10 protein-coding genes and 1 pseudogene are annotated in these 9,351 nt (G+C 66.6%); 5 read left to right on the top strand and 6 right to left on the bottom strand.

Annotated features, from left to right (window positions below; translation table 11 throughout):
- Both A8G08_RS03665 and A8G08_RS03660 read right to left on the bottom strand, forming a co-directional pair.
- A pseudogene (locus tag A8G08_RS03665) lies at positions 1-295 on the bottom strand (glycosyl transferase); the annotation flags it as partial.
- Positions 292-1,596, bottom strand: coding sequence for a bifunctional glycosyltransferase family 2/GtrA family protein (locus A8G08_RS03660; RefSeq protein ID WP_084435917.1), 1,305 nt, complete (start codon positions 1,594-1,596; stop codon positions 292-294). The pseudogene A8G08_RS03665 and the gene A8G08_RS03660, both read right to left, overlap by 4 nt.
- A gap of 160 nt (positions 1,597-1,756) precedes the next feature.
- On the opposite strand from A8G08_RS03660, the gene A8G08_RS03655 reads away from it, so the two are divergent.
- A complete protein-coding gene (locus A8G08_RS03655) occupies positions 1,757-2,689 on the top strand; it encodes an SMP-30/gluconolactonase/LRE family protein (RefSeq protein ID WP_068270257.1) in 933 nt (310 codons plus the stop codon).
- A gap of 144 nt (positions 2,690-2,833) precedes the next feature.
- On the opposite strand, the gene A8G08_RS03650 is transcribed toward A8G08_RS03655, so the two are convergent.
- Entirely contained in the window at positions 2,834-3,187 is a 354-nt protein-coding gene (locus A8G08_RS03650) for a hypothetical protein (protein ID WP_084435920.1), read from the bottom strand.
- Between the two features lie 264 nt (positions 3,188-3,451).
- On the opposite strand from A8G08_RS03650, the gene A8G08_RS03645 reads away from it, so the two are divergent.
- The gene (locus A8G08_RS03645) at positions 3,452-4,867 is read left to right on the top strand and encodes an ethanolamine ammonia-lyase subunit EutB (RefSeq protein ID WP_068270254.1); all 1,416 of its coding nucleotides are present in this window, start codon (positions 3,452-3,454) and stop codon (positions 4,865-4,867) included.
- Entirely contained in the window at positions 4,864-5,619 is a 756-nt protein-coding gene (gene eutC / locus A8G08_RS03640) for an ethanolamine ammonia-lyase subunit EutC (RefSeq protein WP_068270251.1), read from the top strand. Before A8G08_RS03645 ends, eutC begins: the two co-directional genes overlap by 4 nt.
- A 3-nt stretch (positions 5,620-5,622) precedes the next feature.
- On the opposite strand, the gene A8G08_RS03635 is transcribed toward eutC, so the two are convergent.
- A complete protein-coding gene (locus A8G08_RS03635) occupies positions 5,623-6,069 on the bottom strand; it encodes an SRPBCC family protein (protein WP_068270288.1) in 447 nt (148 codons plus the stop codon).
- An 82-nt stretch (positions 6,070-6,151) separates the two neighbouring features.
- Here A8G08_RS03635 and A8G08_RS03630 point away from each other — a divergent pair, with 82 nt between their 5' ends.
- Positions 6,152-6,670, top strand: a complete 519-nt coding sequence (locus A8G08_RS03630) for an Rv2253 family sensor-like surface protein (RefSeq protein ID WP_068270249.1) — start codon at positions 6,152-6,154, stop codon at positions 6,668-6,670.
- Between the two features lie 45 nt (positions 6,671-6,715).
- Positions 6,716-7,141, top strand: coding sequence for an HIT family protein (locus A8G08_RS03625; protein ID WP_068270246.1), 426 nt, complete (start codon positions 6,716-6,718; stop codon positions 7,139-7,141).
- A 15-nt stretch (positions 7,142-7,156) separates the two neighbouring features.
- Here the strand turns inward: A8G08_RS03625 and A8G08_RS03620 are convergent, their stop codons facing one another.
- Together A8G08_RS03620 and A8G08_RS03615 are read right to left on the bottom strand one after the other, a co-directional pair.
- Positions 7,157-8,572 (bottom strand): sensor histidine kinase, encoded by a 1,416-nt coding sequence (locus A8G08_RS03620; RefSeq protein WP_068270245.1) that lies wholly within the window; start codon positions 8,570-8,572, stop codon positions 7,157-7,159.
- A 2-nt stretch (positions 8,573-8,574) separates the two neighbouring features.
- Positions 8,575-9,282 carry a response regulator transcription factor gene (locus tag A8G08_RS03615; RefSeq protein ID WP_068270244.1) on the bottom strand — a complete coding sequence of 236 codons (708 nt, stop codon included), beginning with the start codon at positions 9,280-9,282 and terminating at the stop codon, positions 8,575-8,577.
- Between the last annotated feature and the right edge of the window lie 69 nt (positions 9,283-9,351).

The following is a 9,351-nucleotide window of genomic DNA, read 5'->3' as shown; positions in this document are numbered from 1 at the left end:
GCCCGAACAGCCGCACGGACAACGACATCAACCACAACGAGGCAGGTGGCTTGTCGACTGTGATCGAGTTGGCTGCATCCGATGAGCCGAAGAAGAACGCCTTCCACGACTCCGAGCCCGCCTGGACAGCGGCGCTGTAAAACGAATTGGCCCAACCGGATTCGCCGAGCGTCCACAGATAGGCAACGGCGGTGCCGACCAGCAGCGCCGCCAGAGCCCACCATTCCCAGCGTTTACCACGACGGTCCGGCACTTCGGCCGGTGCGCCCTTGGGCGCGGTGAGAAGGGTGGTCATCGGACGTTCTCCACATCGCTCGTACGGAAGACCCAGCGCAGCCCGACGAATCGGACCAGCGTGGCAATGAGATTGGCAAGAATGAGCACAGCTAGTTCGATCTGCTTCGATGCGTCGGGCAGCCATTGATGCAGTGCCGCAAGCGAACCGCTGGTGAGTGCCAGCCCGATGCCGAAGATGAGCAGGCCCTGCATCTGGTGCCGGTAGACATTGGCCGAACCGCGCACGTTGAACGTGAAGGCACGGTTGGCCGCGGTATTGAGCACCGCGGTGGTCAGCAGCGCAGCGAAGTTCGCGAATTGCGCCCCGAGCGCGGCATGCAGCATCAGGTAGAGAACCGCGTAGGCCAGCGTGCTGCCGATGCCGACGATGCCGAAGCGGATGAGCTGGCCAACCATGCCGCGCGGCACCCCGGGCACCAGCGGTTCGCGTCCGAGTGAGCGGCGCAGATCGTCGAGGGGAAGCCGGCCGGCGAACAGGGCGCGGCCGAGGCGCCAGATGCCGAGCAGGTCCTTGCACGCGGTGTCAAAGATGTCGACCCGGCTGTCCGGATCGTCGGTCCAGTCGACGGGCACCTCGTGGATGCGCAGGCCTGCCCGCTCGGCGATCACGAGCAGTTCGGTGTCGAAGAACCACTCGGTGTCCTCGACCAGCGGCAGGATCTCCCGCGCGACGTCGGCCCGGATGGCCTTGAAGCCGCACTGCGCATCGGAGAACCGGGCGTGCAGCGACGTGCGCAACAACACGTTGTAGCTGCGGGAGATGAACTCGCGCTTCGGGCCGCGGACGACGCGCGAGCCGCGGCTTAGCCGGGAACCGATCGCGAGGTCGGAATGCCCGCTCACCAGCGGAGCGATCAGCGGCAGCAGCGCGTTGAGGTCGGTGGACAGATCCACATCCATGTACGCCACGACCTCGGCGTCGGACGCGCTCCACGCCGCGCGCAGCGCACGGCCGCGTCCCTTGGCGTCGAGGTGGACGACCCGCACGCCGTCGAGCGAACGTTCGAGCTCGCGCGCAACGGCAAGCGTCGAGTCGGTGCTGGCGTTGTCCGCGATCGTGATGCGCGCCGAATACGGCATCACGTCGCACAGGTAGGCGTGCAGTCGGCGCACCGACGGCGCGAGATCGGCCTCCTCGTTGTACACGGGGACGACGATGTCGAGAGTAGGAGCGCCGGCGAGTCCGAGCGTGGTGGTCACAGGGGCTCCCCCGGTCGACACCGCGGCACCGACGTTTGCCTGTGCGGCGGCCGCGACATGTGCCGGCCCGGCAGCGGAGAGTGTCGAGACTTCTGTCATGGCACCCACGGTCGCGGGCGAAGCTCCGGCGTCCCTGGACCCAAGCTGTGAGGTTCCTGGGAGCACTTCCGTGTTGGACTCGCATCGCTCCACCACCGCCCACCCGCCGGCTGGATAGGATCGACGAGTTGTCGGAACGCCAATCGGATAGGTGGGACGGATGCGGTTCTCGCGCACGGTGCGGCATGCCCTGGTTACAGCCACAATCGCCTCGGCAGTAGTGGTCGGCCCCGCGGTGAATTCGGCTGTCGCCGAGCCGAATCCGTGTGCGCCATGGGCCAAACAGTCCGTCGCGTCCGGCTACGGCACGCTCGAGAACCTCGCTTTCGACGGCCGCGGCGGCCTCCTATTGAGCGAGCAGTCGCTCCTCGGCGGCACTGGCGCGCTGCAACGCCTCGGCGCGGACGGCAAGAGATCGACCGCAGTGGCCAATGTCAGCAGCCCCGGCGGGATCCTCGTCCGCGGCAACACCGCCTACTTCAATACCGGCAACAGCTTCACCGCCGGGATTACCGGCAGCAAGGACGGCACGATCCAGTCGCTCAACCTCGACACCGGCGCGGTATCGACGGTCGCGACCGGCCTGCAGATGCCGAACGGGCTTACGCAGCTGCCCAATGGCGATTTCGTGGTGAGCAAGGACCTCGGCCCCGGGTCACTCACCGTCGCCAGCGCAGACGGCAAGCACGTCGGGCCGTACGGCCCCGCGATCCCGTTCCCGAATGGCCTCGCCGTCGATAAAGCTCGCAACCGGCTCGTCGTCGCGACGACGTTCAACCCCACCACCGAGATCGCCATCGTCGACCTCGCCGATCCTGCCCGCGCCCCGCGCACCGTGGTGATTCCGGGATTCGGCCCGCTCAACTCCGCCGACGACATCACGCTCGGGCCGGACGGGATTGCCTACGTCACGCTCAATGCGATCGGCCAAGTGGCGCGCGTCGATCTCGATGCCGGCCGGTCGTGCATCATCGCGGACGGACTCCCCCTCAGCTCGTCGGTGCGGTTCGGATCCGGTCCGGGCTGGGACTCGAGTTCCCTGTACGTCACGAGCTTCCTCGGCACAGTCACGAAGCTGACGCCGCCGCGCTAGAGCGCCAGGCCCGCAATCGGTCGCACACATACCGTTGGCGCGCACAGGGTTTGGGGTGCCGGAGCGTGTGCGACGCGCCAGGAAGTGTGCGGCGGGAGGGGCGTGGGTCTCAGCGATGCGGCACAAAGCTGACCGACCCATCGTTCAGATCAGCGGTCGCTTCGGCTTGTTGGTCCCCTGGCGCGTGGTCGTGACGGGTGTGATCGCGACGGCGGCAATCCATTGGTCCGTCTCCAGCCAGCCCTGTCCGGCGGGGATGCGCAGCCGAACGCGGCCGAGCCAGTCACCCCGCGCGGTGCGAGCCCAGGCATGCAGCGCACCAGGCACTTTCGCGTCCATCTGAAGGCTCTCCGCCCGAACTCGGAGCGGAAGGCCATCCGCGCGGCGTCCGATCGGTGACCGCGCGATACCGAGCGCAAGGTCGACGATCACCGCCACCGGCGGTTCGACCTCGCGCCGCGGTTCGGGCTGAAAATGGACCGGCCACGACTCGAACAAATTGGCCCAACCTTCCCGCCACACGCTCGTGCTGGTGCACCGGGCGCGTCCACCAACCGCTGACCGACGCCCGGCCTGCACAGGCTCGATCTTATCAGATTGTCGAACATATGTTCGATACTCGGATTGTTCAGGCCGGCGTCGGCCAGCGGGAAAGGGCGCGTTTCGAAGCACCGGGTCATACAGTTTCAAGACGAGCCGCGTGGCGCCCAACTCGCGCACGAGAAGTGTTCGCCATCCTCGTCGGCATGGAGGTGAGCTGAATTGATCTACCGCCAACAGGTTTCGGGCACTACCTACGAATTCGACCACCTCGTCGACCTGATGGCGAAGGCGACGCCACTCCGTTCTGGTGATCAGCTCGCCGGGTGTGCCGCCGAACACGATGCCGCACGCGCGGCAGCGGCGTGGGTGCTAGCCGACCTGCCGCTCGACACATTCCTCAACGACGTCGTCGTGCCGTACGAAACCGACGAAGTCACGCGGCTGATCATCGACAGCCACAACCGGCAGGCGTTTGCTCCGATCTCGCACCTGACCGTCGGCGGGTTCCGGGACTGGTTGCTCGAAGCGGCCGCGATCGATGACAGCGCGGCGCGAATCGCGGCGATTGCGCCGGGGCTGACCCCCGAAATGGTCGCGGCCACAAGCAAAATCATGCGTAACCAGGATCTGATCGCGGTTGCCGCTGCCACACGGGTATCCGCAGCGTTTCGCACCACGATCGGATTGCCGGGCACCCTGGCGACTCGGCTGCAGCCCAACCATCCGACCGACGATCCGCGCGGGATCGCCGCAGGCGTCCTCGATGGACTACTGCTCGGTTGCGGCGACGCCGTGATCGGCGTCAATCCGGCCACCGACTCGCCGCATGCCACCTCGGACCTGCTGCATCTACTGGACGCCATCCGAGTCCGCTACGAGATACCCACTCAGTCATGCGTGCTCTCGCACATCAGCACGACCATCGGACTGATCGAATCCGGTGCTCCCGTCGATCTGGTGTTCCAGTCGATCGCCGGAACCGAAGGTGCAAACAAGTCGTTCGGCGTCGACCTCGCACTGCTGCGGGAGGGGAATGCGGCCGCAAGATCGCTCGGCCGGGGCACGGTTGGCAACAACGTCATGTACTTCGAGACCGGGCAAGGCTCCGCGCTGAGTTCACACACCCACCTCGGTACCGGCGGGCGGCCCGTCGATCAGCAGACACTCGAGGCCCGGGCCTACGCCGTCGCCCGCGACCTGCAACCACTGCTCGTCAACACCGTCGTCGGGTTCATCGGGCCCGAATATCTCTACGACGGAAAGCAAATCATTCGCGCCGGACTGGAAGACCACTTCTGCGGGAAGCTGCTCGGGCTGCCGATGGGCGTCGACGTCTGCTACACCAATCACGCCGAGGCCGACCAAAACGACATGGACACTCTGCTGATGCTGTTGGCGGCGTCCGGAGTCGCGTACGTCATCACCGTCCCGGGCGCGGACGACGTCATGCTCGGCTATCAAAGCCTGTCGTTCCACGATGTGTTGGTCGCGCGCCGGACGCTCCGGCTTCAGGCCGCTCCCGAATTCGAGGAATGGCTACGCAAGATGGGGGTGTTCGACGAAACCGGCCAGTTGACGAATTTCGATGTGCACCAATCACTCCTGCGGTCACTGACGTCCGGTGAAGCGCCATGACGGACGAGGTGGCCGGCCAGGACTTCTGGACCGAGCTGCGTAAAACGACCCAGGCGAGAATCGGGCTCGGCCGGACCGGCAACTCTTTGCCCACTCGCCAGGTGCTCGAAATCGCCTCAGCACACGCGGCCGCTCGAGACGCGGTGCACGAGCCGCTGAACGTCGAACTATTCGCAGAAACGGTCCGCGGCGTCGGGATCGGCGAGCCCTTGCACATACGCAGCGCCGCGGCTACACGCGAGGAGTACCTGCGCCGACCTGACCTCGGCAGGATTCCCGCCGAATCATCACAGGTACCGCACACCCCCGCAGACATCGGATTCGTTCTCGCAGACGGACTGTCGCCCGTCGCCCTCGCCAAACACGGCACAGCGCTGCTCACCGAACTGGTGGCGCAACTGCGGGATCGCTATACGCTCGCGCCGCCGGTCATCGCCACACAGGCCCGGGTCGCATTGGGGGACCACATCGCCGAACTGGCCGGCTTCGGCACCGTACTGGTCATCATCGGCGAGCGGCCCGGCCTCAGCGTCGCCGATAGCCTCGGCATCTATCTGACGCACGCACCGCGCGCCGGACGCACCGACGCCGACCGCAACTGCATCTCCAACATTCACCCGCCGGAAGGCCTCGGTTACCGCGAAGCGGCCCGTGTCGCAGCGGGTTTGGTCACCGGTGCACGCGAGCTTGGCCGTTCGGGCGTACACCTCAAGGACACCTCACGCGGCACCGCGCTGACACCTCCGGAGTAATCCTCAGGAAAGGATGCCGGCGAGCGTCTGCCAGCGCCGATGCCGGTGCGCGAACATGAGCCGCACGAAGAGCCGGGTCGGGGCTCCGCGCCAACCACTTTCGGTTTCGATCTCGTCGGTGTAGCGGCAGCTGTTCGCGTCGATCGGCTCGAACGTCAGGCGGTGGTTCCACACGCGTGCCGGGCCGCTGCGCTCGTTGGTGTAGATCTCGAGCGGGTCGGCCTTCACGACGGTGAGTCGATGGGTCCAGCTCGGAATGATGCCGAACCACCAGATCCGGCCCGAGGCCTCTGCGCCGACCTCGAGCAAGTCGGGAACGTGCAGCTCGCGGAAACGCACGACCGGGCTCAGCACGAACAGCATCGTTTCCGGCTTGCGGCAGAGCCCCGCCACGGTCTCGGCGGGCAGCGGCAATTCGGTACTTAGGGTCACCTTACTCACGCTGCTCAGCGTGCCCTCTGCCCGCTTAGCGCGCAAGTGGCGGCTCGCGAACACCAGAATTCACACGCGCCACATGCTTCAATTCGAAACTATGCGGAAAGCGATTGTGGTGGTTGCACTCATCGCCGGGTGGCTCGCCGCCATGGCCATTCCCGCAGGAGCGGCGGATCCATCGTGGTCCGGGCAGTACTCGCTGAAGCGCTTCGCCGCCTCGAAGACCGGCACCAGCCTTGCGGCGCGGCAGCCAGAGCCCGACTTCTCCGACGTCTACACGTTCGAGACAACGTGCACGAACGGCACGTGTGTTGCGACCGTGACCGATGGGCCGACGCCGGCGAATCCCACCCTGCCCCTCCCTCCGCGCTACACGTGGGACGGCGCGAGCTGGGTGCACACCTACGACTGGGAATGGGACTGCTGGCAGGGCGAGGGCGTACCGAAGGTGTGGGCGCCCGCGCACTCGGTCGCGGTTTACACGCCGCAATCGGATGGCACCTTGACCGGGACGTGGCGCACCGTGATCGACAGCGGGGCGTGCGAGGGCGATGTGATCATGAACGTCGCCGCCTATCCGGTCGCCGCGCCCCGGCCGTCGTTCGGCAGCAGCTAGCACCAATCGGATCGACCTCGCCGCCCGCGCACTACCCTGCCAAGCATGGCTTCCGTATTCAGCATGATCATCGCCGGTGACATCCCCGGTCGCTTTGTCTGGTCCGATGACGAGGTCGTCGCATTCCTCACCATTGCGCCGGTGACGCAGGGGCACACGCTGATCGTGCCGCGCAAGGAGATCGACCAGTGGCAGGACCTCGAGCCGGCCGAGTTCGCGAAGCTGACCGACGTTGCCCAGACGATCGGCCGTGCTGTGCGCAAGGCGTTCGATGCACCGCGCGCGGGCCTGCTGATCGCGGGACTCGAGGTGCCGCATCTGCACCTGCATGTGTTCCCGGCCTACGAGCTTGGCGACTTCAACATCTCCGGCGCCGACCCGAACCCGTCGGCAGAATCCCTCGACGAGGCTCAGGACAAGATCAAGGCCGCACTGGTCGAACTCGGTTACGCGGACAACGTCCCCAACTGACCCTTCCCGCGGGGCTCAGCCGCGCGGGAGCGTGACGGTGAACGTCGTCCCCTCGCCCGGTTTGCTGTCCACCGCGACCGTGCCCGCGTGCCCGGCGACAATCGCCGCGACGATCGACAAGCCGAGACCCGTGCCGCCGCTACTGCGCGTGCGTGACTGGTCGGTGCGGTAGAACCGCTCGAACACCCGCTGGGCGTCCTCGGGAGCAAGACCCGGCCCGGTGTCGACCACGTCGATTCGCACCACGTCCGGTTCCGCCGCGAGCCGGACGACGACCGCTGCGGTCGCGGGCGTGTGCTGCACCGCGTTGCCGACGAGGTTGGCGAAGACCTGGCGCAGGCGTGCCTCGTCGCCGATCACCTCGAAGGTGTCGTCGGTGGTGACGTCGAGATCGATCCGCCGCCCGGGTGCTGTGGCGCGCGCGTTGTGCACGGCGTCGCCGGCCAGGGTGAGCAGGTCGACCGGCATGAGCTCAATCGGCCGCTGCGCGTCGAGGCGCGCGAGCATCAGCAGATCCTCGACCAGCACCCCCATTCGGGCGGACTCCCCCTCGATGCGGCTCATCGCCAATTCTGGATCGGCCGCACCTTGGCGGTGCAGTTCGGCGAAACCGCGGATCGTGGTGAGCGGGGTGCGCAGCTCGTGGCTCGCGTCGGCGACGAACCGGCGCATCTTCTCCTCGGAGCGGCGAGCCGCCTCCTCGGACGCCTCGGTAGCGGCGAATGCACGCTGAATCTGGGAGAGCATCTCGTTCAGCGCCTGCGAGAGGTGATCGACTTCGGTTCTATTGCCACGCACCGGGACTCGGCGATGCAGGTCGCCGCCCGCGATGGCGACCGCGGTGGTCTCCACCTCACGCAAAGGGCGCAGGCTGCGCCGGATGACGAAATACGCCGCGACTCCGAGAGCGAGCAGCGCCAGCGCGCCAATCGTCAACTGCAGGAAGACAAGCCGCGTGACGACGGCATTGTTCTCGGTGAGCGGCACGGCGACCGTGGAGGTGCCCGACGGTGTCGTCGTGGACAGCGCGCGCCATTCCTCCGACGAATCCCCCTCGGAGCCAATCGTGATCGGATCCTGCCCCATATCGTCCGGCAGGTCCGGCACGACGTCACCGTCATTGATAACGAACTGCGTATTGCCCGCGGAATCCTGGACGCGGACGTAGAACGGCGTCGGCGGCCGGCTCGTATTCGGGCCACCCGGCGGCGGTGGCAGATGCTGCGGCCGCGGCTTGGCCCAGGTCTCGGCCGCCTCGTGCAACTGCTGATCGGTGCGATCGAGCAGTGACTGTTCGATCGCCGACGTGACCGCGACGCCGGACACAAGCAGGCCGATCGCGGTCATCACGACGAGCGCCGCCACCAGCGTCACGCGCAGCGGGATCCCGGCAAGAAGTGGGCAATGCCGCCGCCGAGCATCGGAGCGCATGGTCACTCGCGAGGTTCGCGCATGACGTAGCCAACGCCGCGCAGAGTGTGGATGAGGCGCTTCGGCCCGATGTCGACCTTGCGGCGCAGATACGAGACATAGGACTCGACAACGCCGACATCGCCGCCGAAGTCGTAGCGCCACACGTGGTCGAGAATGCGCGGCTTACTGAGCACGGTGCCCGCATTGACCATGAAGTAGCGCAACAGCGTGAACTCCGTCGGCGAGAGCGAGATGGGTTCACCCGCCTTCCACACCTCATGTGTGTCGTCATCGAGTTCGATGTCCGCGAACGTGATTCGCTTCGCGTGCGTCTCCTCGACGCCGTGACCGGACCGGCGCAGAATCACCCGCAGCCGTGCGACGACCTCCTCGAGGCTGAACGGTTTCGTGACGTAATCGTCGGCGCCGAGCGTCAGCCCGGTTACCTTGTCCGAGACCTCATCGCGCGCGGTGAGGAACAGTACGGGTGCGTCGATGCCGTCGGCCCGCAACCGGCGCAGCATGCCGAAGCCGTCCATACCGGGCATCATCACGTCGAGAATCAGGGCATCCGGCCGGAACGACCGCGCCTTGTCCAGCCCGGCGGCGCCATCCGCCGCGGACTCGACCTCGAATCCCTGGTAGCGCAGGCTGACCGTCAAGAGCTCGACGATCATCGGTTCGTCATCGACGACCAGGACCTTTGCTTCGGGCACGGCGGTACTCACCCTGTCATGGTTACCCACCCGCCTCCCGGGAAGCTGCGGAAACGCTGGGAGTTTCCTGTGAGCGGGGTC

It is taken from the genome of Aldersonia kunmingensis (assembly GCF_001646865.1).
Classification (GTDB): domain Bacteria; phylum Actinomycetota; class Actinomycetes; order Mycobacteriales; family Mycobacteriaceae; genus Aldersonia; species Aldersonia kunmingensis.
This window is presented reverse-complemented; position numbering and strand designations above follow the sequence as displayed.